At 37.4% G+C, this 25,075-nt stretch carries 27 protein-coding genes and 1 pseudogene; 14 read left to right on the forward strand and 14 right to left on the reverse strand.

The features are described 5' to 3' along the window. Positions 1-416: 416 nt before the first annotated feature. Positions 417-731, reverse strand: a pseudogene (locus M3189_RS19160) (redoxin domain-containing protein); the annotation flags it as partial. Between the two features lie 15 nt (positions 732-746). Continuing rightward, the gene (locus M3189_RS19165) at positions 747-923 is read right to left on the reverse strand and encodes a hypothetical protein (RefSeq protein WP_251636657.1); all 177 of its coding nucleotides are present in this window, start codon (positions 921-923) and stop codon (positions 747-749) included. Between the two features lie 241 nt (positions 924-1,164). Here M3189_RS19165 and M3189_RS19170 point away from each other — a divergent pair, with 241 nt between their 5' ends. Continuing rightward, complete coding sequence (locus M3189_RS19170) at positions 1,165-1,656, forward strand: cytochrome c-type biogenesis protein CcmH (RefSeq protein ID WP_251636659.1); 492 nt, start codon at positions 1,165-1,167, stop codon at positions 1,654-1,656. A 182-nt stretch (positions 1,657-1,838) separates the two neighbouring features. On the opposite strand, the gene M3189_RS19175 is transcribed toward M3189_RS19170, so the two are convergent. The 6 genes from M3189_RS19175 to M3189_RS19200 all read right to left on the reverse strand — a co-directional run bounded on the left by M3189_RS19175 (position 1,839) and on the right by M3189_RS19200 (position 5,746). After that, positions 1,839-2,420, reverse strand: coding sequence for a peroxiredoxin family protein (locus M3189_RS19175; protein ID WP_251636661.1), 582 nt, complete (start codon positions 2,418-2,420; stop codon positions 1,839-1,841). Further along, complete coding sequence (locus M3189_RS19180; RefSeq protein WP_251636664.1) at positions 2,413-3,039, reverse strand: hypothetical protein; 627 nt, start codon at positions 3,037-3,039, stop codon at positions 2,413-2,415. The genes M3189_RS19175 and M3189_RS19180 overlap by 8 nt, the downstream gene beginning before the upstream one ends. Beyond that, positions 3,036-3,179, reverse strand: a complete 144-nt coding sequence (locus M3189_RS19185) for a hypothetical protein (protein ID WP_251636666.1) — start codon at positions 3,177-3,179, stop codon at positions 3,036-3,038. The genes M3189_RS19180 and M3189_RS19185 overlap by 4 nt, the downstream gene beginning before the upstream one ends. An 85-nt stretch (positions 3,180-3,264) precedes the next feature. Further along, positions 3,265-4,332, reverse strand: coding sequence for a HAMP domain-containing sensor histidine kinase (locus M3189_RS19190; protein ID WP_251636668.1), 1,068 nt, complete (start codon positions 4,330-4,332; stop codon positions 3,265-3,267). Then, on the reverse strand, positions 4,319-5,017 hold the full coding sequence (locus M3189_RS19195; RefSeq protein ID WP_251636670.1) for a response regulator transcription factor: 699 nt from the start codon (positions 5,015-5,017) through the stop codon (positions 4,319-4,321). Before M3189_RS19195 ends, M3189_RS19190 begins: the two co-directional genes overlap by 14 nt. Before the next feature lie 15 nt (positions 5,018-5,032). Then, positions 5,033-5,746: a cytochrome c biogenesis CcdA family protein gene (locus M3189_RS19200; protein ID WP_251636672.1), complete on the reverse strand. Its 714-nt coding sequence runs from the start codon at positions 5,744-5,746 to the stop codon at positions 5,033-5,035. 133 nt (positions 5,747-5,879) lie between these two features. On the opposite strand from M3189_RS19200, the gene M3189_RS19205 reads away from it, so the two are divergent. Continuing rightward, positions 5,880-6,485, forward strand: a complete 606-nt coding sequence (locus M3189_RS19205; RefSeq protein WP_251636674.1) for an SAM-dependent methyltransferase — start codon at positions 5,880-5,882, stop codon at positions 6,483-6,485. A gap of 119 nt (positions 6,486-6,604) precedes the next feature. On the opposite strand, the gene M3189_RS19210 is transcribed toward M3189_RS19205, so the two are convergent. The 3 genes from M3189_RS19210 to M3189_RS19220 form a co-directional block, all read right to left on the reverse strand. Then, positions 6,605-7,747: a hypothetical protein gene (locus M3189_RS19210; RefSeq protein WP_251636676.1), complete on the reverse strand. Its 1,143-nt coding sequence runs from the start codon at positions 7,745-7,747 to the stop codon at positions 6,605-6,607. A 463-nt stretch (positions 7,748-8,210) separates the two neighbouring features. Further along, on the reverse strand, positions 8,211-8,915 hold the full coding sequence (locus M3189_RS19215) for a sialate O-acetylesterase (protein WP_251636679.1): 705 nt from the start codon (positions 8,913-8,915) through the stop codon (positions 8,211-8,213). Positions 8,916-8,991: 76 nt separating this feature from the next. Continuing rightward, positions 8,992-9,891, reverse strand: coding sequence for an NAD(P)-binding domain-containing protein (locus M3189_RS19220; RefSeq protein WP_251636682.1), 900 nt, complete (start codon positions 9,889-9,891; stop codon positions 8,992-8,994). A gap of 412 nt (positions 9,892-10,303) precedes the next feature. Between M3189_RS19220 and rpiB the strand changes: the two genes are divergently transcribed. Further along, positions 10,304-10,789, forward strand: a complete 486-nt coding sequence (rpiB, locus tag M3189_RS19225) for a ribose 5-phosphate isomerase B (protein ID WP_251636685.1) — start codon at positions 10,304-10,306, stop codon at positions 10,787-10,789. A 121-nt stretch (positions 10,790-10,910) separates the two neighbouring features. Here the strand turns inward: rpiB and M3189_RS19230 are convergent, their stop codons facing one another. Beyond that, a complete protein-coding gene (locus M3189_RS19230; protein WP_353057455.1) occupies positions 10,911-11,693 on the reverse strand; it encodes a DeoR/GlpR family DNA-binding transcription regulator in 783 nt (260 codons plus the stop codon). A gap of 267 nt (positions 11,694-11,960) precedes the next feature. Here M3189_RS19230 and M3189_RS19235 point away from each other — a divergent pair, with 267 nt between their 5' ends. The 6 genes from M3189_RS19235 (at position 11,961) to M3189_RS19260 (ending at position 17,919) form a co-directional block, all read left to right on the forward strand. Next, positions 11,961-12,776: a sugar phosphate isomerase/epimerase family protein gene (locus tag M3189_RS19235; protein ID WP_251636695.1), complete on the forward strand. Its 816-nt coding sequence runs from the start codon at positions 11,961-11,963 to the stop codon at positions 12,774-12,776. Positions 12,777-12,849: 73 nt separating this feature from the next. After that, positions 12,850-13,851 (forward strand): dihydroxyacetone kinase subunit DhaK, encoded by a 1,002-nt coding sequence (locus M3189_RS19240; protein WP_251636697.1) that lies wholly within the window; start codon positions 12,850-12,852, stop codon positions 13,849-13,851. A 15-nt stretch (positions 13,852-13,866) separates the two neighbouring features. Next, positions 13,867-14,508, forward strand: a complete 642-nt coding sequence (gene dhaL / locus M3189_RS19245) for a dihydroxyacetone kinase subunit DhaL (RefSeq protein ID WP_251636699.1) — start codon at positions 13,867-13,869, stop codon at positions 14,506-14,508. Between the two features lie 174 nt (positions 14,509-14,682). Further along, a complete protein-coding gene (locus tag M3189_RS19250; protein WP_251636702.1) occupies positions 14,683-15,987 on the forward strand; it encodes an ABC transporter substrate-binding protein in 1,305 nt (434 codons plus the stop codon). Between the two features lie 160 nt (positions 15,988-16,147). Continuing rightward, a complete protein-coding gene (locus M3189_RS19255) occupies positions 16,148-17,092 on the forward strand; it encodes a carbohydrate ABC transporter permease (protein ID WP_251636704.1) in 945 nt (314 codons plus the stop codon). Then, the gene (locus M3189_RS19260; RefSeq protein WP_251636706.1) at positions 17,089-17,919 is read left to right on the forward strand and encodes a carbohydrate ABC transporter permease; all 831 of its coding nucleotides are present in this window, start codon (positions 17,089-17,091) and stop codon (positions 17,917-17,919) included. Before M3189_RS19255 ends, M3189_RS19260 begins: the two co-directional genes overlap by 4 nt. A gap of 94 nt (positions 17,920-18,013) precedes the next feature. On the opposite strand, the gene M3189_RS19265 is transcribed toward M3189_RS19260, so the two are convergent. Beyond that, positions 18,014-19,567 (reverse strand): ABC-F family ATP-binding cassette domain-containing protein, encoded by a 1,554-nt coding sequence (locus M3189_RS19265; protein ID WP_251636708.1) that lies wholly within the window; start codon positions 19,565-19,567, stop codon positions 18,014-18,016. A gap of 274 nt (positions 19,568-19,841) precedes the next feature. On the opposite strand from M3189_RS19265, the gene M3189_RS19270 reads away from it, so the two are divergent. Then, a complete protein-coding gene (locus M3189_RS19270) occupies positions 19,842-20,798 on the forward strand; it encodes a tRNA dihydrouridine synthase (RefSeq protein ID WP_251636710.1) in 957 nt (318 codons plus the stop codon). Positions 20,799-20,852: 54 nt separating this feature from the next. Here M3189_RS19270 and M3189_RS27010 read toward each other — a convergent pair whose 3' ends face one another. Further along, complete coding sequence (locus M3189_RS27010) at positions 20,853-20,975, reverse strand: hypothetical protein (protein ID WP_285889745.1); 123 nt, start codon at positions 20,973-20,975, stop codon at positions 20,853-20,855. Between the two features lie 211 nt (positions 20,976-21,186). Here M3189_RS27010 and M3189_RS19275 point away from each other — a divergent pair, with 211 nt between their 5' ends. From M3189_RS19275 to M3189_RS19290, 4 genes are read left to right on the forward strand one after another with little or no spacing between them, the layout of a single operon-like run. Beyond that, positions 21,187-22,284 carry an ABC transporter ATP-binding protein gene (locus tag M3189_RS19275; RefSeq protein WP_251636712.1) on the forward strand — a complete coding sequence of 366 codons (1,098 nt, stop codon included), beginning with the start codon at positions 21,187-21,189 and terminating at the stop codon, positions 22,282-22,284. Continuing rightward, positions 22,274-23,077, forward strand: a complete 804-nt coding sequence (locus tag M3189_RS19280) for an ABC transporter permease (protein ID WP_251636714.1) — start codon at positions 22,274-22,276, stop codon at positions 23,075-23,077. The genes M3189_RS19275 and M3189_RS19280 overlap by 11 nt, the downstream gene beginning before the upstream one ends. After that, on the forward strand, positions 23,078-23,878 hold the full coding sequence (locus M3189_RS19285) for an ABC transporter permease (protein ID WP_251636716.1): 801 nt from the start codon (positions 23,078-23,080) through the stop codon (positions 23,876-23,878). Then, positions 23,875-24,951, forward strand: coding sequence for an ABC transporter substrate-binding protein (locus M3189_RS19290; RefSeq protein WP_251636718.1), 1,077 nt, complete (start codon positions 23,875-23,877; stop codon positions 24,949-24,951). The genes M3189_RS19285 and M3189_RS19290 overlap by 4 nt, the downstream gene beginning before the upstream one ends. Positions 24,952-25,075: the final 124 nt, after the last annotated feature.

A 25,075-nucleotide genomic window follows, 5' to 3' on the forward strand; every position in this document is an offset into this window, starting at 1 on the left:
ATAAACTAATTCAAATACCTCTAAAACTAGCTTTTCTAAGGAGGGAGCAGCAACAACTAGCTTTACTTTTAGGAATTGAATTTACCAGGATTAAACTTTAAAAGAAAACAAGGATCTTATTATACTATGGTACCTAAAGATAGAACACTTGAAAAAAGAGTGTTTTATCTATAGGTATTTTTTATATACTTAAATCTTAAAGGTGGGTACCATTTTACTCTTCGGGGGTTCTAACACCTAGTACAACTACTTCCTTGTTGTCGATGAGTTGCTTCGCTTCCTCTGAAGATACATTTCTATATCCTTCGGAACTAATTCCACATGCAGTAAGGACTACTACTAGTAATATTACTTAATAAGTGCGAGACTCGATTCATTTTATAGCCACCTTGGAATTAATGCTTTAAGTTTAATTATTAATTACTTACTTTTTGAGAAGCATATGAAATAATATTGGCCAGTTCTTCCCCAAAAGGATCTAATTGTTGGGCCTCAATAATTTCACCTTTACTATTCAAAATAGCGAATCCCCTTAATGATTTTGGTTCAGTTGGGTCCTTAAGACCTGCTTCTTCAATTACTTTTAGGTATTTATCAGCTAATATAGGAAACTCAACACCTAATTCAGCCTTCAATTCTTTATGCTTCTCTACTGAATCTGCACTTAAAGCGTATATATCTCCTGGAAAACCAACAAACAGGTCCTTATTATTCTGCAGCTCGACCAGCTGCGATTTACAGTAGTCTCAGCCAACTCCAGTGAAGAAAAAGAGTAATGTAGGTTTTTCTTTAGTATCTAAACGTACAGTATTTCCTTGTTCATCTTTCAAAGCACTTCTTTCCTCATTAGGAGTACATCCAGCCCCTATGATGACTAACATCAATAAGGAAAGGATAAGAATGAAATGTTTCTTTTTATACATCGGACAGGTTACCTCCTTCCTTTAAGCATTGTACTAATTATACCTCGTGGGGTAATTGTATTTTTGAGTTAATTATGAATAAAAAACAAACTTGTTACAGGAAAAACTTCCTAGATATCATGAATGATTCACTATGTCATAAAAGTTTCACGCTTCTATCTTAGTAGCTAACGATTTTTGTTTTATACTATAGGGGGTATATAAAGTTATTAGTAATATATTTAAGGGAGGTGTTCAATCTTTGAAGCGTATTTTAGTAATTTTTAGTCTAATTACTCTTTTTTTAGGAACTATGCAAGTCTATGCAGAGGAACAATTATCAGAAAAAAATTATGATTATACAAATCGGGAATTCATGGCTACTGTTGATATGTTATATATGGACGGGCATAGTAATGATGACTTATCTAACTGCAGTGTGAAACAATTGTATTACGAAGAAGTGGCAGAGATGTTTTTTACAAAAGGAATGTCAAAAAAGGAAATTCTAGATTACTACTCAAATGAACTAGGGGTAGAAGCATTAAATGCTCCACCAGTAAAAGGGTTCAATCTTAGTCTTTGGATAACCCCGTTCCTATTAATAACTTTAGTCTTAATTATTTTGTTTTTTGTGATGAGGAAGTGGAAAAAGAACCAAAAGGTCTCTACTGATGAGGGGGATTTCAGTGATTCTGAAATGGATGATATTTATGAATCTATAATTGAAGATGAGCGAAAGAAATTTATATAGAAAACAGGGAGACTTTCAGTTGTAGGAAATGAACTTCATACATCCATAATTTTTATCCTATATTAAGGCACACGTCCAGAACCTGTTCTTAATAGATTTACAAAAATTAGGCGGGGAGTCTTCCATAGAAGTTTGTCTCCACGCCTTTACGACAATATCATTGACTGTATAAAGGAACATTCTTAATTTATCTCATTAGTAAGGTTCTTCATCATATCTTCGTCCATTGGACCAATTATTTTTTTTGTAATGATTCCTTTTGAATCTATGATATAGCTTGTTGGAATACTAAAGGCTTGATATTGTGCACCAATTGTTCCCTCCTCATCTAGGGGGATAGCAAAGGTAAGACCATATTCTTTTACAAAATTCTCAATCTCTGTTTTTCCCTTATCCATATTTGTCAGGTTGACAGCCACTATTTCAATGTCATTTCCTTTGTTTTTTTCATAAAAGTTTTGCATATGGGGCATTTCTGCTTTGCATGGCGGGCACCACGTAGCCCAAAAATTCAAAATGACCTTTTTACCTTTATAATCAGAAAGCTGTACTGTTTCACCTCCTAGTGTAGTTAATTCAAAATTAGGAGCTGGATTTCCTTCCTTTACTTGTGAGAGATCTACACCTGGAATATCCTCAGAAGTAGGAGCCTCTGCTGAAGTGATTTCTTTGTTTCCCTCTGTGACGGATGGTTTTAACAAATTTACGAGGATAATTGCGGCTGCCAGCAGGATAATAGCAATTGATAAAAGATTTTTATTCAAGTAATTCGGCCTCCTTGTCCATTTTTTTAAAAAGTGAAAGTACAGTTAAACCAATCCAAGTTAATGTAAGTGCCTTAAAAGAAAACAATGTACTGAAAATGCTGAAGAGCAAAAGCTCTATGAGTATCAACACAATGATGATTGGCCCAGTGATAGGTTTGCTTTTTCTTTTTAGGAATAAAAAGAGGACAATATATCCGGCAAATACGACGAAATGGGAAAACACTTCTATCCATTGCATTTCTAAAAGTTTACTAATCACTTCATATGTGAAAAAGAAGAGAAGAAAAATGCTGCCAGCTTCTTTTTGCAATCCAGGATGTTTTTTACCTGCTAGAAACAATAAATATAGAGACAGCAATGTTAATCCTATGAAATGTCCCTTTGTGCCTCCGTTGAAATAAAGAATAGAAAGGGGTAAATCTATAAACATGGTTATATTAAACAGGATGTAACTTAGTTTCCACGCTAGAAAGTAGAGAAAAAAGCTATTCCAATACCATTCCCCAACTTTTGCACCTGTTAGCAGCTTATATAATAGGGATGCTCCAAAAAGTGTAGTTAAGACAGCAAGCCACAAAGAAGGTAGGGAAAAGTTTCCTATTTGATAATAACTCATTCGTATTCACCGCAGCACCCAACTAAAGAAGAAACAAACAATTCGTATGGGCGATAACCATTGTTCTCATTGGGGGAAATGGAGATTTCACCGAACCCTAATTTACCACTAATTTTTTCATCTTCAATTGTAAGTTTCATAGTATCACTCCTTAGAACAAGATTATCCTTTTCATTTGTTAAGCAATGATTAAGAAATAAGAATTCAAATATATATTTAAATTATTTATTCGACTATTTCCATTAAAGGTAGTGCAATCCAAAAGATATGCTGGCAGCCATCCGTCTCTAACCCGATTTTTCCATCATGGGCTAGTATAATGCTTTTTGAAATTGTAAGACCTAAGCCGGCCCCTTCGGATTTGGTGCTTCTTGATTCCTCCAGGCGATAAAAACGTTCAAAGATTCGTTCTTTTTTATCCGGGTCAATGAATTGCCCTTGATGTTCAAAAGTAATGAAATACATATCAACATTTTTTACCCCGCTAATAGTCAATTTACTACCTGTATTATAATCTAGAATATTTTGAAGAATGTTTGTGAAAACCTGTATTAGACCGTCCTGATTCCCTAATATTTGTTCTTTCTCAATATCAATTTTCAATTCTTTGAAACGTTGTTGCAGTTTTAACTGGAATGCAGTTAATGTTTCATCCAGAACCTTTTCGATTGCAACGGGGTTAAACTGTTTATCTGCAAAGTAATTTCCGTTATTCCATGAATTTAATTCTGTTATAAGTTCAACAATTCTAGTTATCCTGCGAGATTCCTCAAGCAGGGAGCCAAATAAATCTGGATTTCCTTTAATTACGCCGTTTTGCAGTGCCTCCAGATAACCGTTTATATTCGTCAAAGGAGTTCGAAGTTCGTGGGCGATATCACGAAGCATTTCATCCCGTTGTTCCCTAACAGAGTTGAGTGTTTGGGCCATTGTGTTAAAGTTTTCAATTAGTTCCTTTAATTCACCGCTTGAATTTAACTTAACTAAAGAAGGAGACTTGCCTTCTTTGATTTCTTTAGCAGATTTTGTTAAATGTTTTATAGGTTCTACAATTCTCTTTACCGTTACGTAATGAAAAAATCCCGCGATGATAAAAGCAAGGAATGCCACTTTCCAGAGAAATTCATTAAGTATATTGATAAGGTCTGTTCCAACCATATTTTCCGAATTAACTAAATAACAGGCGTACTCCTTTACTGAGAATCCTGCAAGTAGTATAACGAGCAGAATGACTATGCAATTAAGGGCAACTAGCTTTGATATAAGGTTGGATAATTTTTTAAATGCCCACAAACTTATACCCCATTCCTCTTATCGTTTGGATATATTCCTTAGGTGTCTTTTCCTTTATTTTTTCCCGCAAATTCTTTATATGGACATCTATGGTTCTGTCTGAAACAGCTTTTTCATTTTTTTCATAGATATAGGTGAGTAATTGTTCTCTAGATAAGATATGATCTGGATGTTGCATAAAAGTATGAAGCAGCTTAAATTCAAAATGAGTCAACTCTAGCTGTTCACCGTTAATCCAAGCTTCTCCTTTTGCTGGTTTAATTGTAATCCCAGTAAAGCTGAGCTTTCCGCAACGGCTTGCGGTTCTTCTTAAAACGGCTTCTATTCTAACCATTAGTTCAGCAGGGCTAAAGGGTTTGACCACATAGTCATCAGCCCCTAATTTAAACCCGTGGATTCGGTTTTTTTCAGATACTTTAGCAGAAAGAATAATTATAGGCATCATACTTTTTAATTCTTCTCGAACCCATCTTAAGATATCTTCACCACTGATTTCGGGCAGCATAAGATCTAGAATGAGGATACAAGGATCCAAATGTTCGATTTTCTCCTTGGCTTCTAACCCATTAGCTGCTTCACTTACTTCATAGCCTTCTTGAGTTAAATAGATTTTTACAAGCTGACGAATTTTAGGGTCATCTTCCACGACTAAGACGGTTTTTCCAATTAGCTTCTTTGGTGACAAGAATTCTCTCCCTTTCTAAAACTGAAATAAACTGTAAGCTGACAGCCATGCACTAATTTTCTGCATTTGTCCGCTTAAAACTAAAAATCCTAGCATAACCATGAAAATCCCATTTACAAATGCAAGTTTTGATAAATATTTATTGATTTTTTTCATTGTTTTTAAAGAATAAGATATAACAATACTAATAATAAAAAATGGTATAGCCATTCCAAGAGAATAGGCTCCTAACAGGAATATTCCTTCGGATAAAGTATCTGAAGCGCTTGCTAATAATAATATCGACGACAGTGCGAGTCCTACACAAGGGGACCATCCACTGGCAAATGCCATTCCAAGTAAAACAGAACTAAATATACTTTTGGGTTTAAGTTCTGATTGTATTCTTTTTTCTTTCATTAATAATTTAAATTTTAGCAGTCCGGCCATCTGTAAGCCAAAAATGATAATTAAAAGACCTGCAATCTGCATAATCAGAATCCGATAATTCATCAATATTTTACCAATAAAGCTTGCTGAGGCACCCAGTGCAATAAAAATGATACCAAACCCGATAATAAATCCGATTGATCTAATATAAAGCTTTGTCCGATCTACCTGCATTTTAGAGTCTTCAATTTTCCCCCCAGTTAAATGGGTAATATAAGCTGGAAGGAGGGGAAAAACACATGGAGAAAAAAAGGACAGGATACCACTAGCTATGGCAAAAAATATTCCGATATCATTCACAAATAATCACTCCTTTTGATTAATTATGGGTGATATTTGTTAAGGATTAATTAAGAACAAAAAATAAAATGTTATTTATCCCATGTAATTCGATTATATATGAATATTAACTAATAAATTTGGAGGTAAAACATTGAATCAGTGGAACACTCGTTTTCAAGCAGAGGATTATGTATATGGAAAGAAACCAAATATTTTTTTAGAAGAAACTATAAGAAAACTCCAATTGTCGGGTAACGCCTTGGCTATTGCTGAAGGTGAAGGGCGTAATGGTGTTTTCCTAGCTGAACAAGGAATGAATGTCACAACATGGGATTATGCAGAATCTGGCCTAGATAAAACCAAAAAACTCGCTGAAGAACGCGGAGTTAATATTCAAACTGAACTTGTTGATTTAAACAATGCAGAATGGACACCAGATGCGTGGGATGAAATAGTATGTATCTTTGGTCATTTTCCACTGGAATTACGTAAAAAAACACTTGCAGGAGTAAGAGAGGCTGTTAAGCCAGGGGGATACTACATAACGGAAGTATATTCGCAAAAACAGATTCCCTATAATAGTGGGGGACCCCGCGATATTAATTTTTTATATAGGCCTGAAGAGTTTTGGCAAACCTTTGCTGATTGGCGTATTCTTCATTTTTTCATGGGAGAGGTTGTACGTAATGAAGGCGAACTTCATAATGGTTTGTCTCATGTTATTCAGTTTGTCGGTCAAAAACCATATCGGGATTAAAATTTTGGGACGGAAAACCTTTAGTTAGATAAGGATAGGAGTTAGCGATTCAATTCCGCTACTCCTATCCCAATTGGATGTGTCATCGACAAATTATGGGTAGTAGTGCCAGGCACCTGCTAACAACCACTAATCACAACATTGGCTCCAGTTAGTGTGATTGTAAAGGTAGATGCTCCGTCAAAGGTTGCTGTTACTGTTCCATCCTGATTGGCTACAATAAATACACGATAAAAAGCTCCTCCAAGTATGACTCCCGCTTGAATCACCGCTTCATTTACATCGCACACCGTAGAGATGGTTCCGTCTTCAAACTCTCCCGGAATAAGAATCTGTACAAACTCCTCCCTAATAACGACGGATATTGTACTATTCGCAGCATCACAATTACACGGAACATTAATAAAAAGATTGGATATTGTTGCTGGAAAAAACACATTATCCCCAGTGACTGTAATCACTGTATTTTGAACCGTTGAGATTGTTACGGCACAGGCGCAATTGTTTACAGGTTCAAGCCCCTCATCTTGGCACTCTTCCACATCGACAACGGCATTCGAAATTTTAAAAAGAAGACGGTTTTGTTCATTTACTAAGAAAATCGTCATATTCCCATTCTCATTCAAGGTAATGAATGCGTTATATTCGCCATTCAACTGATTGTTGGAAGCACTGACATTAACTCTAGCTCTAATTAAAGCTGTGTTAAATGCGGGGGTGCAGAAAATGTCTGCTGTGTTTTCAACTAAGGTGATGGCCGCAAATGGACAACCTCCACGTGAAAATCGCAACTGGATTCTATCATCTTCCGTTGTACAATTCTCACCTATAAAAAGATCAATATGATCCACAGTTACATTAAAGTCAATCATTTCCTCATTTATATAGGCAGCATCCACAACCGCCTCGCCAGTTGCAGCCGTGGCAAAGCATAAGTTTTCTATCGCTGGGACATCCCCAATTAAATCAGCCACTTCTTTCAGCTTTAATAAAAGTAGCCTCTCTTTTTTTGTGATGGTTTTCAATGTTTTGTTAATACTGCGATTTAGTCGCAACAAATCATCTAATGATCTGACCATTGGACCATCGTTTCCACTACCGTTGACAGACAGTTTACCTAATGCTATTTGAAGCAAATCAGCTTCAGATTTAACCAAGTAGTAGCCTAGCGCAAGCTCTTCAAAGCCAATCGAGGCTAAAAGAAGATTAATAACCTGGTTCCGATTTAAACGACTTAAATCTGTACCATTTGGAAATATCATTTGATACAATTCCCCCTTTTTCAGCTAATAACAGCTATGTTTGAATTGGATTCCTCTTATGGAAAAACGAATGAGACATATCGACGATTACCGTTAGTTATAAAGGAGTGTTTAGTGAGGATGATGATGGATGCCTTCGGAAACATGAGGAAAGGTGAAAAATACACTGGCCATACCTAAATTCTTTTTTCCATCATAGTTGTGTTCATAGTATGCAGAGTTCGACAGCCTGTACAATGAATTTACCCAGAAGAATGGTTATAAAGTATTTTCGTAACAATGGACAAAAAAGTAACAACCTGCAGCCCAACTTATACCTGGACGGTACAAGTTGGGCTGCAGGCCAAAGACATTATCATTTATAGAGTAGCTGATACTACCCCATGGGGTGGTTGGAGCTGTCTCTTATTACTAAAATGATTATTGATTGGGATTAATATTCAATCTATAATAACAAGTTTTTTTATTCTAGTGAAATTCCTAGCCTTTGGCTACACTCCATCCATTTATTAGCATAACGTATACCAAATTCACGAAGAGATTTAGAATTAAAATGTAGACGATCTCCATTATCAGTCAAATCTTTTGCAGAAACAAATGCATAGTATTTATCATCCAAACTAAGACTTTTTAGCTGATTATTAATTACTGGTGAATATGCACAGTTTTCATATTTAAGTAAAAACTCTCCTAATTCCCCTATAATGATGGGTATACTAGTTTGATTAATATCCACTAACAAAGAGGCGATAAATGTTTGAAATCTGTCTTTATAGTTCTGTGCAGTGCTCAAGTGGTCTGCGTCACTTTCCCCTTGATGCCACAGAATTCCTTTTAAGCTACTTGACTCAAGTGCTTTTATTGTTTCACTCACAGCATTGGTATAAAGTAGCTCTCCTTGCTTCCATTCAGCAAGGGAGGTTCCTCCAAATGCACAAGGAATAAGCCCAATTTTTTTATCGAATTTTCTTTGTAAGGTATCAGCAAAGCTCATTCCTAATCCGATTCCTGCTAAATCTGGTTTATCAGTATGTAAAGGCTCCTCTGCTAACATCCAAGTGTTGTCCCTAAACATATAAAGATTATCATTATATATGGTATCTGCTTCGTGGATTAGGCCTCTTCCTGCCATATTGGACTGTCCGATTAATAGAAATGAATTTATCAAAATCAATCCCACCTCCCATCAAAAATAAGGTAAAATTTGGAGGTTTACTTCCTTTAGTAAAGGTCAAGGAATTCTATTAAATTTTTACTTCTTCTTTAGGTGTTTGGATATTAGCCATTCTTTCAAAGAAATCAATAATAAATGAATGATCTTTATTTCCATTTCCAATTGCGATTTCAGCGCTGAAAATTTCCTTCACTAAATTAGTAATAGGCAGAGGCACTCCTAGAGCATTTGCTGTTGCTTGTACGTTGTTTAGATCTTTAAAGTTTGTTTCAATACGACCGCCAGGTTCAAAGTTTCTTTCAATTATTCTTTGCATTTTTGCATTCATTACAGCGCTGCCTGCAAGTCCTCCATGAATAGCTTCAAACAGTTTATTTAACTCAAGACCAGCCTTCGTTGCAAATACACACGCTTCGGATAGTGCAGCAAGATGTATACTAACCATTATTTGATTTGCTAATTTTGCTGTCGAGCCTGTTCCGTTTTCACCAACATGAACCACATCTTCTCCCATTGATTGGAGTAAAGGAAGAATTTTTGTTACGTGTTCTTTATCTCCACCAGCCATTATGGATAACCTTCCTTCAATGGCCATTGGTTCTCCCCCGCTAACAGGTGCATCGATGAAGGATATACCATAGTCTTTAAGTTTACTTGCAAATAATTTGGAATCCTCAGTTGAAACTGAACTCATATCAATAACAATTGTGTTTGGTTTAGCATTTTTAGCGATTCCATCCTCAGTAAATAACACTTGTGAAACATGTTTTGCTGCAGGAAGCATTGTGATGATTACATCGCAGGTTTCCGCAATATCCTTATTTGATTCACAAGGATGTCCGCCCAAAGCGGTAAGCTCCTTTACAACATCTTTATTCAAATCTAAAAGATAGGTATCAAAACCATCTTTTATTAAGTGCATAGCCATTGGTTTTCCCATAATACCTAATCCAATAAATCCAACTTTCATATTAAAAACCTCCAATTAATTATTTTCCTTCTTCAATTTTATACCATTGCCATGAAAGTGTACATAATGTTTTTATGTAATTTGTTAAAAATAAATTAAATTCGTAAACCTACGAAAGAAAACGATAGTAAAAGATAAGGAAATCAACAAAAAATGTAATCAAAAAACCCTTTTTTCTTCAAGTTTCTGTGAAATACATAGCGGAAACAGAGGTTTTTAAGGGATTAATTACTTTCTTTAAGGAAAAATGAAATTAATAGACTACTCACTATATGAATTTACTTTTCTTTATAATTACTTAGCAAAATAAAAAAAAACGAAAGAAAAGTTGAATAAAACGATTAAATATAATAGAATTAATGTGAAAATAATAATAAATAATTTTTTTGAAATACGAAAGGGGAATTTTTTCTTGAAAATTGGTATCGGTAGTGATCATATCGGATTTGCACTTAAGGAAGAGATAAAGAAGTTTATAGAAGAAACTACTGAGCATGAAGTCATTGATTATGGCTGCCATTCTAGTGACCCTGTTGACTATCCGGATGTAGCATTTGATGTAGCCCAATCAATAAGTGAGGGGAAAATTGAACGTGGGATTTTAATTTGCGGAACCGGTATTGGTGTAGCGATTGCCGCTGGAAAATATCCAGGAATACGTGCTGCGCTTACACATGATACATATTCAGCAGAAAGAGCCCAGCTAAGCAATAACGCTCAAATAATTACGATGGGAGCCCAAATAATCGGGGTAGAAGTTGGCAAGAAGGTAGTTAACGCCTATTTAAATGCGGAGTGGGCCGGCGGTTCTGAACGGAAAGTCAATAAAATTATAGAAAAAGAAAATAGTTTTACAAACGTATTATTGGAGGATATGAAGGGGAATAAATGCAGTTAAAGAAATATTGAAAAGGTAAAAAGCTTCATTTTAGAAGTAAATAAAGATTGAACCAACCGTAAAAATTGAAAAAATGACAAAAAAATAGGCTAAACATACTAATGGTATGATAGCCTATTTTTTATTTTTCATTTTTAGTGGCAGCCACAATGATTCGGACATCCTTCATAAATGAATGGTTCGTTATGCTGTCATCCAATTCTTTGTCGGTAATAATAGTATCAATCTGGTTAGTTTTTGCAAATATTGAACTGGAATTACTTCCGATTTTAGTGTGGTCTATTAATGCGACTACTATTTTGGCTCTGTGAACTAATTCTCTTTTTAATTGAACTTCGTATAAATTAAAATCTGTTAGGCCGGTTTCAGGTGTAAATCCATTTGCTGATGTAAACATAATATCAATATTAACTTGATCTAATATGCTTAATCCTAATGTCCCCTCGATTGCAGAAGATCCTTTAGTCATCATCCCGCCAATTAAGATGACAGTAATATCGGGATTTTCATTTAATTCTAAGGCAGCTTTGGCACTGGTAGTTACAACAGTAAGTCTAATGGACTGCTGTTTCAAGTAATTGGCAAATTCCAATGCTGTTGAACTTGCATCAAGTAAAATACACTGTTTATCTTCAACAAAATGAAAGGCCCTTTTTGCAATTTGCGTTTTTTCTTTTTGATTTTTTTTAACGCGGGCTGAAAAACTTGTGTCAGCAGCAGCTAAATCATTAAGTATTGCACCACCATGTGTTCTGGTTAACAGTCCTTCTTTTTCCATTTTGGTAAGATCAGAACGTAAAGTAGCCTCCGAAACATTCAGGCTGGTAGCAAGTTCTAAAACAGTTAATCGCTGCTTTTCTTTTAAAAGTGCTAATATCTTATTACGTCTTTCTGTTACAAACATTTTCATTTCATTTCGTCCTTATCGTTTATTCAGTTTAATATTAATTTATAAAAGGCATAATATCAATAAGTATTAGCGAAGTTTATTGTTTTTAGTAGTTTTTTTATCATATAATTATCATTTCTTCTCAAAATAAATCATTTTCTTTCAATTCATCAAAATATTATTGACAAAATGACAATAAATAATTAACCTGAAATTGGGAAACAAATTTTATTGATAACGGATACATATTTGAAATTTGAAAATATCAAGGAGTGACTGTTAATGACTATTAAATTTGGATGTCAAGGTTCAACGTGGATGCTAGATTATGATATCGAAGCTGATATGTTAGATAAAATTATGGATGATATTAAAAATGGCGGTTTTAAAGGTCTTGATATGCAAGTTACATTGCTTGGTCGATATCGTGAAGAACCGAAGAGGCTAAAAGAGGAACTAGATAAAAGAGGCCTAGAATTAGCTGCATTAACCCTGCCGATGGCTTTTGAAGGTGGAAAGGAATCCTCGGAAGAAAGAGAAAAGGCTGATTACTACATAAATTACCTAAAACATTTTCCTGGTGCAATTATGAACGTTCCTTCCAGGGTAGGACTAAACCGCGACAATTTAGTCCAAAGGCAAAAGGAAATTATCCAAGGTGCCAATGAGCTTGGAAAGCGTGCCTATGAAAATGGAATTACTACTTCCATGCACCCAATATCCTATAAAACTTCATATTGGAGATTCGAAGAAGATTACAAAGTGCTTCTTGAAGGATTGAATCCAAAATATATGGGGTACACGCCGGACGTTGGCCACATTACATTTGGCGGAATGGATGCAGTTAAAATCTTCAAGCAATATTTACCACTCATTAAACATGTACACTTTAAGGATGCTTCGAATAATTGTGAGTGGAAGAAAATGGGCGAAGGTGACATCGACTTTGCTGGCTGTGTAAGGGTTCTAACAGAGGGCGGCTACAAAGGCTGGATCATGGTTGAAGAAGAAACCCCAGAAGCACAATTAAAAACAACAGAAACTATCGCTGAAATCGGAAAGTATGTAAGGGAGAACTTGTACCCGATTTTAGTATAAGACTCATTTGAGAGAAATTCAGTTTTAAATTTTAATAGAAAAGAATCCGTTTCTTTTGAAAGGAGCAGTACATTTGAAAAAGCTGATTAATGATCCGACATACGTAGTGGAAGAAATGCTGGACGGCTATGTTAAAGCACATCCAAATTATATCAAGGTCCTTCCCGAAAATGACCGTGCGCTGGTTACTGCCAGAACTACTCGTGAAGGCAAGGTAGGGGTTTTAATAGGCGGAGGTTCAGGACATGAACCGGGATTTTTGGGATATGTAGGGGACGGTATGGCAGACGGTGTTGCTGTCGGCAATATCTTCGCATCCCCTCCTCCGGCGCCAATCCTGGAAGTGACAAAAGCGATTGATAAGGGAGCAGGAGTGGTTTACCTATACGGCAATTACGCCGGCGATGTAATGAACTTCGGAATGGCAGCAGAACTAGCGGAGATGGAAGGAATTAACGTGGAAATGGTCCTTGGCAACGATGACGTTGCTTCAGCTCCAAAGGAGGAGAAACATAGACGGCGCGGAATTGCCGGTGAACTATTTGTTTTCAAGACTGCCGGAGCGGCGGCAGACCTAGGTTACAACCTTGAGGATGTTGCAAGAATTGCAAGGAAAGCCAATGAAAATACACGTTCGATGGGTGTCGGGCTGACTCCGTGTTCTTTGCCGCAAACAGGTAAGCCTAGCTTTGAATTAGGCGAAGATGAAATGGAAATTGGCCTTGGGCACCACGGGGAACCAGGAATTAGAAAAGCAAAGCTTCAGAAAGCAGATATAGTTGCTGACGAACTTGTGGCGGCAATACTAGAGGATATGCCGCTTAACGAAGGGGAAGAAGTAGCTGTTTTAGTGAATGGCCTCGGTTCGACACCGCGAATGGAGCTCTACATTATGTTTAGAAAAGCAGAGCAAATTCTAAGAGAAAAAGGCATTAAGATTTACCGCTCTTATGTTGGCGACTATATTACATCACTTGAAATGGGCGGATGTTCGATTACCATTATTAAATTGGACGGCGAATTGAAAACAATGCTGGACTATCCTGCGGATTGCCCAATGTTTGTCCAGAAGTAGGGGGATTTAGGAATAATGAAGATTACAGCAGCTGAATTTATTGAATACTTCAAATCCGTAGCTGAAATGATTGAAAGAGAAAAGGACTATCTTTGTGAGCTTGACCGTAAACTGGGTGACGGAGACCATGGGGTGACCATGTCAATCGGCTGGCAGGCAGTTAATCAGAAATTAAATAACGAGTTGGCAGATGAGAAAGACTGTGGAAAAATCAGTTCGACCATTGGGATGACGTTTTTAAATGCTGTAGGCTCATCGGTAGGGCCACTGTATGCAACAGGCTTCCTAAGGGGTGGAAAAGCGGTTGCTCAAAAGTCAGAGCTTACCGATCAAGATTTGGTAGAGTTTTGGATTGCTTTTATTAATGGGGTAAAAGATCGTGGACAGGCAAAGGCAGGAGATAAGACCATGATTGATACATTAGAGCCTGCACTCATTGCCTTACAGGATAACGCTGAAGCTTCCCAGAACTTTACGAATGCGTTTAACGAAGCAGTTATCGAAGCCGAAAGAGGAATGAAATCAACGATTGAACTTGTATCAAAAATAGGCCGTTCCAGCCGTTTAGGGGATAGATCCATTGGGGTTCAAGATCCGGGCGCAACTTCAGCTTATTTCATTCTATCTGCCTTTCTCAAGTTTGTAAAAGAACTCTAGTGAAATTGTTGATATATTTTAAAATCCTTTTCTAAAATGAGAGGATGAATGACAATGAATCTAATAAGCACAGGATATAGCCGGGCAAAAGAAATATGCGGATTTTGGCTATTTTGATTATCGGCAGCTTCAAGAAGACGAATAAAATTATTAAAAAATGAAAGGGTGGAGAAAATGAAAAGTTTGAAAGCAATTATGGCCTTTGTTATGGTTTTGGGAGTATTTTTACTAGCTGCTTGTGGGCAAGAGAAAACATCTACTTCAAAAGAGGAATCATCCTCTAAAGGTTCCGATGAAAAGATTACACTAAACTTATGGCACTTTGACCCAGGTAAAAGAGAAGAGGTTTATTTTAAAGCAATTGAACGTTTTGAAAAAGAACATCCAAATGTTACAGTTAAGCCGCTTTTAATTCCAAATGATAAGTACAAGCAGCGTTTAGTCGTTGCGATGGCCGGGAAGAACGCACCTGATGTATTTGCATCATGGGGTGGCGGATATCTTCAGGAATTTGCAGATTCTGATAAACTTGTAGATTTAACAGATAAAGATATTGATTACTCAAGATTTGTGGATGTAGCTCTAGAAAACTCTAAGTTTGGTGATAAAGTTTATGGCTTGCCATTGGGTATTTCAACCTATCAGTTCTACTATAACAAGGAAATCTTTGAAAAGAATGGAATAGAAGTTCCCAAGACCTATAATGAATTGTTAGAGTCAATCGACGTATTGAAAAAAGCTGGTTTGTATCCAATTGCATTGGCTAACCAGCCACAATGGCCTGGTGCATTCTACCTTATGTATTTAGCTGACCGCATTGGCGGAGAAGATGTATTCAAAAGTGCTTACAACAGGGAAGGCGGCAGCTTTGCAGACTCAACTTATGTGAAAGCAGGAGAAATGATTCAGGATTTGGTCGATCGTGAAGCCTTCAACCCAGGGTTTAATGGTCTTCCGTATGATGCAGGCGCTGCACGCCAAATGATTTACACAGGAAAAGCAGCAATGATGCTTATGACTTCTGGTTTTGTTAATAATGTTCGTGATGAATTCCCAGAATTTGAAAAGAAAATGGGAGTATTCCAATTCCCTGCATTAGAAGATGGAAAAGGCGATTCAACAAATATCAGTGCAGGAATTTCACCTGTATGGTCAATCTCTAAGAGCAGCAAACAGCAAGAGCTTTCAGTAGAACTCATTAACGAGCTTACAAGCGTAGAAACAGGAACAGCTTACGCTGATATGTCAGGAACTCCAGTTGCAATCAAAGGCGTTGAACCTAAGGACGAATATGTAAAAACATTTACTGAGTGGATCAATGCAGCAAATTCAATCCAGTTCCCATACGATCAAACACTAGCTCCAGAACTTGCACAGCTTCACAAAGAAACAACCTTTAAATTGTTTGGCAAAACTATGACTCCAAAAGAAGCTGCAGAAGCTATGGAGAAAAAAGCTGCCGAACTAGAAAAGAAATAAAAAGTGAATATGAGAAATGGCTAACTACTTAGCCTTTCTCCTATTCTTTATATTGGCTCTGTTATAGGATAGCGTTGATTAATGAGCTTTGCTGATTAGTGCAAAGAAAAAGCCAACTATAACGGAGATTCTTACAAGATCATCAGGAAGGGGGATACAGATGAAAGCCGCAGCAGAAGTAAATAGCATGAATTTGCTTGATATAAATACTGTCAAAAGAAAAGAAAAAAGCAAACAGAAATTGGTAATTCTATCATTTATGTTCATGGCTTTGTTCGTATATACGCTCTTCATACTTTATCCGATTATTTCCACTTTTATTTATAGTTTTTATGATTGGAACGGTATAGAAACAAACAGAGCCTTTGTCGGTTTTGCAAACTATTCGGAGTTATTTTCAGACCCTACTTTTTGGCAGTCTCTGACAAATAATTTCTATCTGGTGGGAGTCTCTGTTTTCGTCCAGATACCGCTTGGACTAATGATGGCTTTAGTCTTAAATAGCAATATTAAAGGACAAAAGCTTCTCAATGTCATCTTCTTTTTACCTTATCTCATGTCAACTGTAGCAGTCGGTTTGTTATGGGTTTTCATGTTTGATCCGACAAACGGCCCTATTAACAAAACGTTAAACTCATTTGGAATTGAATCGGTTACCTGGCTTGCAGGAAGTCCGTCCGCACTGATTGCAATTTTAATTGTCATGGCTTGGCAATTCGCACCTTTTTATATGATTCTATTTAAAGCAGCATTGGTAGGGATTCCTGAGGAGCTTTATGAAGCAGCGGGCATGGATGGAGCTAACGATATTCAAAAGTTTTTCTATGTCACACTTCCTTCTCTAATTCCGATACTAATAAGTTCTTCAGTACTGGCTATTGTTGGTTCCTTGAAGACCTTTGACCTTTTCTATGTTATGTCCGGGAGTGGGGCGGGAACCTCTACAGCAATCCTTGGTACGTTTATGTACGAAGAGACCTTTGTGAATTTTAGGATGGGTTACGGAAGTACAATTGCCGCGATGATGTTTATCATTGCATTAATCTGTGTAGTCATTATCCAGGTTATTGATTCAATCCAGAAAAGAAAAAGGGGTTTATCATGAGTACTTTAAAACTTGTAAAAACATCAATGCTATATGTCATGGCTGCAATTATTGCATTATTTGCTGGCTATCCATTCCTTTACATGATAAGTACTTCGTTTAAAAGCATGAATGAGTTTTTTACCAACCCGTTCTCGGCTTTACCGGATTCATTTACTCTAGAACAATATGCGTCTGTATTTGATATGGGCTTATCCAGCTATTTTCTGAACAGTATTGTAATTACTGTTTTAGCAGTAGCCCTTGTAGTTATCATCGCTGCACTAGCAAGTTACCCGTTGAGCAGGCTGAAATTCCGCCTCAACAAATCTATATTCACTTTGTTCATTATCGGTATGATGGTGCCAATCCATGCTACTTTGATTCCTATATTCGTTATGACAAATGACCTTGGACTTTATGATAAATTGCTTGCACTCCTAGGTCCATATGTCGCATTCGCATTACCTATTTCTGTGTTTATCTTCACTCAATTCATGAGTGAAATTCCGGCAGAGCTTGAAGAAGCTGCCAAAGTTGATGGTGCGGGACATTGGAAAATCTTTTCGAAGGTCATTTTTCCAAATGTGAAACCTGCGATATCTACAGTTGTTATTTACAACTTTATCCACATTTGGAATGAATTCATATTTGCCTTGATTTTGATACAAAGTCCTGAAAAGATGACACTTCCTATCGGTCTTCAAAAGTTCTACGGGGAATTCTCGGTAAATGTTCCCGGCCTGATGGCCGCATTGGTTCTTGCAAGCCTTCCAGTAATCCTTACGTTTGTAATAGCTCAAGAGAAAATCGTAAAGGGCTTGATGGGTGGATCGGTTAAAGGATAAGGTCTGCTTGAATATTATTTATTAAAAATTTAGGATGGTTAATAAAAAGTGGTACCCAAGTGAATTATCATTCATGGGGTACCACTTTTGTTATTTAGAACACTTTTGTTGTCCAGTCCTCACAATTCCAAATATCGGTCGCAATTTCACGATAGAAATCAGGTTCGTGGGATACCATCAAAATGCTTCCGCGATATGCCTTTAAAGCACGCTTCAATTCTTCTTTAGCGTCAACATCCAAGTGATTGGTAGGTTCGTCTAGAATTAGTAAATTCGTTTCTGTGTTAATAATTTTACACAATCGAACTTTGGCTTTTTCGCCACCGGAAAGAACTTCGACTTTACTTTCAATATGTTTCGTCGTTAATCCACATTTAGCAAGAGCAGCACGGACTTCTGCCTGATTCATACTTGGGAACGTGCTCCAAATCTCTTCAATACAAGTGTTGTAATTGGATTGTTTCACTTCCTGCTCGAAGTAACCGATGTGTTGATACTCCCCATGTTCCACTTTACCGTCCAGCGGATCAATCAACCCAAGAATACTTTTTAAAAGAGTAGACTTACCAATACCGTTTGCACCCACAAATGCAATTTTTTGTCCGCGTTCCATTTTCAAATTCAAAGGGCGAGAAAGTGGTTCATTGTAACCAATAACAAGATCTTCAGCTGTAAAAATCCAACGACTGGCTGCACGAGCTTCTTTGAAATTAAATTCTGGTTTTGGCTTCTCTCTCCCTAATTCAATAACTTCCATTTTGTCGAGCTTTTTTTGACGAGACATTGCCATATTACGAGTCGCAACACTTGCTTTGTTACGAGCAACGAAATCCTTTAAATTTGCAATTTCTTGTTGTTGACGTTTATAAGCAGACTCTAGCTGCTGCTTCTTCATTTCATGTATGTTTAAGAAGTTATCATAATCACCAACATAGCGATTCAACTCTTGGTTTTCCATGTGGTAGATTAAGTTAACTACATTGTTCAAGAATGGAATATCATGTGAAATCAAGATAAATGCATTCTCATATTCCTGCAGGTAGCGCTTTAACCATTCGATATGCTGTTCATCCAAATAGTTCGTAGGCTCGTCTAGTAATAGGATTTCAGGCTTTTCCAGCAATAGCTTAGCTAGCAAAACTTTCGTACGCTGCCCGCCGCTAAGATCATCTACATCCCGGTCAAGTCCAACATCGTCTAACCCCAGACCACGAGCAACTTCCTCAACTTTTGCATTAATTTGATAGAAATCATTACTATCTAACGTTTCTTGTAGCTCTCCAACTTCAGCAAGCAGTGCATCAATATCAGCACCTTCATCACCCATTTTTCCATAAAGCTCATTGATTTCTGCTTCAGCATCAAATAGATATTGAAAAGCAGTACTCAAAGCTTCACGCATCGTAGTGCCTTTTTGAAGTACAGCATGCTGATCTAAATAACCAACACGAACTTTGCGGGACCACTCCACTTTCCCCTCGTCGGGTTGCAGCTTCCCAGTTACAATATTCATGAAAGTAGACTTACCTTCACCATTTGCCCCAACTAGTCCAACGTGCTCTCCTTTTAAAAGGCGAAAAGACACATCATTAAAAATCGCACGATCACCGAAACCGTGACTTAAATTCTTTACATTTAATACGCTCATTTTTTTAACCCCTTATCTAATGTCACATGTGGATATCTTACTAGATTTTTGCTGCTTTTTCTACTTGAAGTTATTTCTTGTTTACAGAAATTGTGAAGGTAAAATAATCATTAGGACTCTAAACCTTGATTTGATGAAAATAAACCATTGCAATCAGTTTGATAAAAGGTGCTAAAGCATGGTATAAGTGTAAAAGAAGCAGAGACATTCTGTTTTTTTATTTTGGGATAACGGTTTTGTCTGGTAGCCCATAATGAGAGGATTGAATATAAATATGATAGATAATTTTTGGCGTGATTTACCACGACCATTTTTTGTACTTGCACCAATGGAAGATGTGACAGATCTTGTTTTTCGACACGTAGTCAGTGCAGCCGGCCGACCGGATGTGTTTTTCACAGAGTTTACAAACTCGGATAGCTATTGTCATCCAGAGGGCATGAAAAGTGTGCGCGGCCGTTTGACTTTTACCGAAGATGAACAGCCAATGGTGGCACATATTTGGGGGGATAGCCCCGAAAATTTCCGTCAAATGAGTATTGGCATGGCAGAGCTAGGATTTAAAGGCATCGATATTAATATGGGATGCCCTGTGCCGAATGTGGCATCGAGAGGGAAGGGGAGCGGCCTTATTCTGCGTCCAGACGTTGCGGCAGAACTAATTCAAGCAGCGAAAGCGGGCGGCCTGCCTGTCAGCGTGAAAACACGACTTGGCGATAAGGAGGTTCAGGAGTGGGAGGAATGGCTAACGCATATTTTAAAACAGGATATTGCGAACCTTTCGATTCATTTACGGACGAGAAAGGAAATGAGCGAAGTTGATGCGCATTGGGAGCTAATTCCGGAGATCAAAGAATTACGTGACCGTATTGCACCGAATACGCTGCTAACCATCAATGGGGACATTCCTGACCGTCAAACTGGGCTTCAGCTTGCTGAGCAATATGGTATTGATGGCGTTATGATTGGTCGCGGTATTTTTAAGAATCCATTTGCCTTTGAAAAAGAGCCAAAAGAGCATAGCAGTAAAGAACACCTTGATCTTTTAAGACTGCAGCTTGATCTTCAGGATCAATATGCGGAAGTACTGCCACGTTCCATCACAGGGCTTCATCGCTTTTTCAAAATATATGTCAAAGGCTTCCCTGGAGCTGCAGAATTAAGAAATCGTTTAATGAACACAAAATCCACAGATGAAGTACGTGCATTGCTTGATAACTTTGGAAAATAATTTTTGTCCAGGTGACCATGGCCATGGGGTCGGTTCTTGTGGACATTCGGAAGTTTACGCATGATAAAGCCCGACTAGCGGATAGAAGCTAGTCGGGCTTTTGTGTATTTTTGGTCCGAGTGTGCTTTTAAGAGCCATTGCATTAACGATTTCATTCTTCTCATGACTTTTCTTCATAAGATTCTAAGTTATAGGTGTGACCATGAGAATCGTCCCCATGTACCATGTACCACCAAAGCTAGAAAAAAATGGTTGATTTTTGCTGTTTGTATGACTACACTCAATTCGATACCTTTCGCTAATAAGACGAGTCTGTATGTCACTGTTATTAAATAAATGAATCAATATAGTAGTAGAGTTTAATTATTCGTATTTATAGGAGGCTTCTATGGCAACTGATATTATTATCCGTTTTGATAACGTAACAAAATCTTATGACAGTCACACGAAGGTTTTACAAGATGTGAGCTTTGAGCTTGAACGTGGAAAATTTTATACATTACTTGGCCCCTCAGGTTGTGGGAAAACGACGATTTTACGTATCATTGCAGGCTTTGAAAAACCGACCACAGGGGATATTTACATTAACGGCAAGCGTGTTAACGACGTACCAGCAAACGAGCGTCAAGTAAACACTGTATTCCAAGACTATGCCCTATTCCCGCACTTAAATGTATTTGAAAACGTGGCATTCGGTTTACGCATTAAAAAAGTAAAAGAATCTGAAATTAAAGTGCGTGTAGCAGAAGCCTTAAAGTTCGTAAACTTAGCAGGTTACGAAAATCGTGAAATTACCGAAATGTCAGGCGGTCAGCGTCAACGGGTTGCGATTGCACGTGCTATCATTAATGACCCAGATGTGATTTTACTTGATGAGCCATTATCGGCACTGGATTTAAAGCTGCGAACTGAAATGCAATACGAGTTGCGCGAACTGCAGCAGCGCCTTGGCAAAACATTTATTTTTGTTACGCACGACCAAGAGGAAGCTTTAGCGATGAGTGATGAAATTTTCGTTTTAAACGAAGGGATTATTCAGCAATCTGGTACACCCGTTGATATTTATGATGAGCCCATTAACCGCTTCGTTGCAGACTTCATCGGGGAGTCAAACATCGTTGGCGGCGTCATGCTTGAAGACTATAAAGTTAAATTTGCCGGAAAAATATTTGACTGTGTCGATGGCGGCATAAAGTCGAGCGAAAAAATCGATGTTGTCATTCGTCCAGAAGATCTACACATCACAACACCTGAAGCAGGTAAAATTGTGGTGCGCGTCGATACGCAGTTATTCCGCGGTGTACATTACGAGTTATCAACATATGACAAAGATGGAAATGAGTGGCTTGTACACTCGCTGAAACAGGCTGAAGTAGGTGCACAAGTAGGTCTAGATTTCGACCCAGAAGCGATTCATATAATGCGTCTCAATGAAACAGAAGAAGAATTTGACGCACGCATAGAGGCGTATACGAATGAAGTTTAAGTCAAAACCAGCGTTCGTCCCATATTTACTATGGATTGCGCTCTTCGTTATTGCACCAATTGGGCTCGTTTTGTACTATTCGATGCTTGATCTAAACGGAGAATTTACGCTAGTAAACTATAAAAACTTTTTTACATCCGCATATTTAACGATGACGCTAACGAGCTTTTGGTATGCATTTATCATTACGTTTTTTACGCTGCTAATCTCTTATCCAACAGCGTATCTTTTAACAAAAACAAAGCATAAGCATTTATGGCTTATGCTCATTATTATTCCTTCATGGATAAATTTATTGTTAAAAACGTATGCATTTATCGGGATTTTCGGTTTATACGGCCCGGTCAATGCCTTAATGAAAATAGTGGGCTTTGACCCAACACAGATTTTATTTACCGACTTTAGTTTCGTGTTCGTTGCGGTCTACATTTTTATACCGTTTATGATTATCCCTATTTTCAACGCATTAGACAAAATGAATCCGTCATTAATTTACGCAGCACGTGACTTAGGTGCTTCACCGCTTACAACGTTCCGACGTGTCATTTTTCCTTTAACCATTGAAGGGGTAAAATCAGGAATTCAAGTAACATTCATCCCTGCACTATCACTCTTCATGATTACTCGCCTAATTGCGGGGAACAAAGTGATTACACTTGGCACAGCGATAGAACAGCAATTTTTAGTCGCCCAAAACTGGGGAATGGGTTCAACTATTGCGGTGTTTTTAATACTAAGTATGTTTGCCATCATGTTGTTTACGCGCACAAAGAAAAAAGGAGGTCGAGTATAAATGCGATCACAGTTAACGACTAGTGCTAAAGTATTTTTAGCAATCGTGTTTGTAATTTTATATGCACCGATCTTCTACTTGATTTTCTATTCATTCAATAGCGGCGGTTCAATGGGTTCATTTGAAGGTTTTACACTAGAACATTATCAAGCCGTATTTGACGATAATCGGTTACTCGTTATCTTAATCAATACCGTGATTGTTGCATTGCTATCTGCGTTAATCGCAACCATTATAGGTACACTAGGAGCAGTTGGTATTGTTTCTTTAAAAGATAACAAACTACGTAACATCGTATTATCCTTAAATAATATTTTAATTGTCAGCCCAGACGTTGTGATTGGGGCAAGCTTCTTAATTTTATTCACCATGATTGGAGTTAAGCTTGGCTTTACGTCTGTATTAATTTCACATATTGCCTTCAGTATCCCAATCGTTGTATTAATGGTCTTGCCTAAAATATTGGAAATGAATACGAACTTAATTGATGCAGCACTTGATTTAGGTGCAAATCGTCGCGATGTATTAACCCGTGTTATTGTTCCCTATATTAAGCCTGGAATTTTAGCCGGTTTCTTTATGGCCCTAACCTACTCCTTAGATGACTTTGCTGTTACATTTTTCGTTACCGGTAATGGTTTTAGTACCTTATCTGTTGAAATTTACTCTATGGCACGTGCAGGAATTTCGTTAACGGTTAATGCCATCTCTGGGCTAGTGTTTATCGTGACAATCGCTATCGTCGTTATGTACTACTTCATTACGATGCGGTCGAAGAAAACGGAGGGCTCGATTCAATGAAATCTCTAATTCAAATAATGCTTACAATTGTGATAGTATGTGGCCTCCTTTCGTTTGCTGCGTCAAGACTTGAGGCAGGAAGCTCAGCCGGTGGAAAGGGCACTTTAGTCGTATATAATTGGGGAGAGTACATTGACCCAGCGCTGATTAATCAGTTTGAAAAAGAAACAGGCATTAAGGTTATTTATGAAACGTACGATTCAAATGAAGCGATGCTAACCAAAATTAGACAGGGAGGCACCTCCTATGATGTGGTGGTCCCATCAGAATATACGATTGAAACAATGATTAAAGAAGATTTATTAATCGAAATCAATCATTCGAAAATTTCAAACCTGAAAAATATTGATCCTTTCTTTTTAGATTTACCCTTCGACCCGAAAAACAAATATTCCATTCCATACTTTTGGGGAACGGTTGGTGTCGTTTATAATCCAAATAAAATACCAGAGTATCTCACCTTTGAGTCATGGGACGATTTATGGGATCCGGCACTAAAAGACAAAGTATTTTTAGTAGATGGTGCTCGTGAAGTTATCGGTATGGGCTTAAATAGTTTAGGATATTCCTTAAATTCACGTAATGATAAAGAATTACGTGAAGCCGTAGAAAAATTAAAACAACTAAATGGCAATGTCAAAGCAATCATTGGAGATGAAATTACTCCATTAATGATCAATAATGAAGCTACAGTAGCCGTAACATTTTCCGGGCAGGCAGCCGACATGATGTTCGAAAACGAAGAGTTGAATTATGCAGTACCTTCAGAGGGATCAAACTTATGGTTTGATAATATGGTTATCCCAAAAACCTCAGCAAATGTGGAAGGTGCCCATAAGTTTATAAATTTTATGCTGGATGCTGAAGTGGCTGCACAAAATACGGATTATGTAGGATATGCGATTCCGAATAAAGCAGCCTGGGAACTATTAGATGATGAAGTGGTAAACGATGAACGGTTTTACCCACGCGAAGAAAGTCGCACCAACCTAGAAGTATATGAAAATCTAGGTCTTGAACTGCTGGGAAAATATAACGAATACTTTTTAGAATTTAAAATGTCACTAAAGTAAGTGTGACCATGGGGACGGTTCCACTGGGTTTAATATGACCATGAGAATCCTCCCCAAAGACCAATTTTTGGTATTGTGTGTTAAAATACACTTCTGATATGCTAATACTGTGATATTTTCTATA

The sequence above is a fragment of the Neobacillus niacini genome, assembly GCF_023715415.1.
GTDB lineage: Bacteria > Bacillota > Bacilli > Bacillales > Cytobacillaceae > Neobacillus > Neobacillus niacini_C.

Coding starts and splice junctions, on each gene's coding strand:
- M3189_RS19250 (WP_251636702.1), top strand. CDS start 14,683: ATGAAAAGTTTGAAAGCAATTATGGCCTTTGTTATGGTTTTGGGAGTA.
- M3189_RS19285 (WP_251636716.1), top strand. CDS start 23,078: ATGCGATCACAGTTAACGACTAGTGCTAAAGTATTTTTAGCAATCGTG.
- M3189_RS19280 (WP_251636714.1), top strand. CDS start 22,274: ATGAAGTTTAAGTCAAAACCAGCGTTCGTCCCATATTTACTATGGATT.
- M3189_RS19270 (WP_251636710.1), top strand. CDS start 19,842: ATGATAGATAATTTTTGGCGTGATTTACCACGACCATTTTTTGTACTT.
- M3189_RS19230 (WP_353057455.1), bottom strand. CDS start 11,693: ATGTTTGTAACAGAAAGACGTAATAAGATATTAGCACTTTTAAAAGAA.
- M3189_RS19265 (WP_251636708.1), bottom strand. CDS start 19,567: ATGAGCGTATTAAATGTAAAGAATTTAAGTCACGGTTTCGGTGATCGT.
- M3189_RS19185 (WP_251636666.1), bottom strand. CDS start 3,179: ATGAAACTTACAATTGAAGATGAAAAAATTAGTGGTAAATTAGGGTTC.
- M3189_RS19255 (WP_251636704.1), top strand. CDS start 16,148: ATGAAAGCCGCAGCAGAAGTAAATAGCATGAATTTGCTTGATATAAAT.
- dhaL (WP_251636699.1), top strand. CDS start 13,867: ATGAAGATTACAGCAGCTGAATTTATTGAATACTTCAAATCCGTAGCT.
- M3189_RS19210 (WP_251636676.1), bottom strand. CDS start 7,747: ATGATATTTCCAAATGGTACAGATTTAAGTCGTTTAAATCGGAACCAG.
- M3189_RS19275 (WP_251636712.1), top strand. CDS start 21,187: ATGGCAACTGATATTATTATCCGTTTTGATAACGTAACAAAATCTTAT.
- M3189_RS19235 (WP_251636695.1), top strand. CDS start 11,961: ATGACTATTAAATTTGGATGTCAAGGTTCAACGTGGATGCTAGATTAT.
- M3189_RS19260 (WP_251636706.1), top strand. CDS start 17,089: ATGAGTACTTTAAAACTTGTAAAAACATCAATGCTATATGTCATGGCT.
- M3189_RS19220 (WP_251636682.1), bottom strand. CDS start 9,891: ATGAAAGTTGGATTTATTGGATTAGGTATTATGGGAAAACCAATGGCT.
- M3189_RS19180 (WP_251636664.1), bottom strand. CDS start 3,039: ATGAGTTATTATCAAATAGGAAACTTTTCCCTACCTTCTTTGTGGCTT.
- M3189_RS19290 (WP_251636718.1), top strand. CDS start 23,875: ATGAAATCTCTAATTCAAATAATGCTTACAATTGTGATAGTATGTGGC.
- M3189_RS19165 (WP_251636657.1), bottom strand. CDS start 923: ATGTATAAAAAGAAACATTTCATTCTTATCCTTTCCTTATTGATGTTA.
- M3189_RS27010 (WP_285889745.1), bottom strand. CDS start 20,975: ATGAAGAAAAGTCATGAGAAGAATGAAATCGTTAATGCAATGGCTCTT.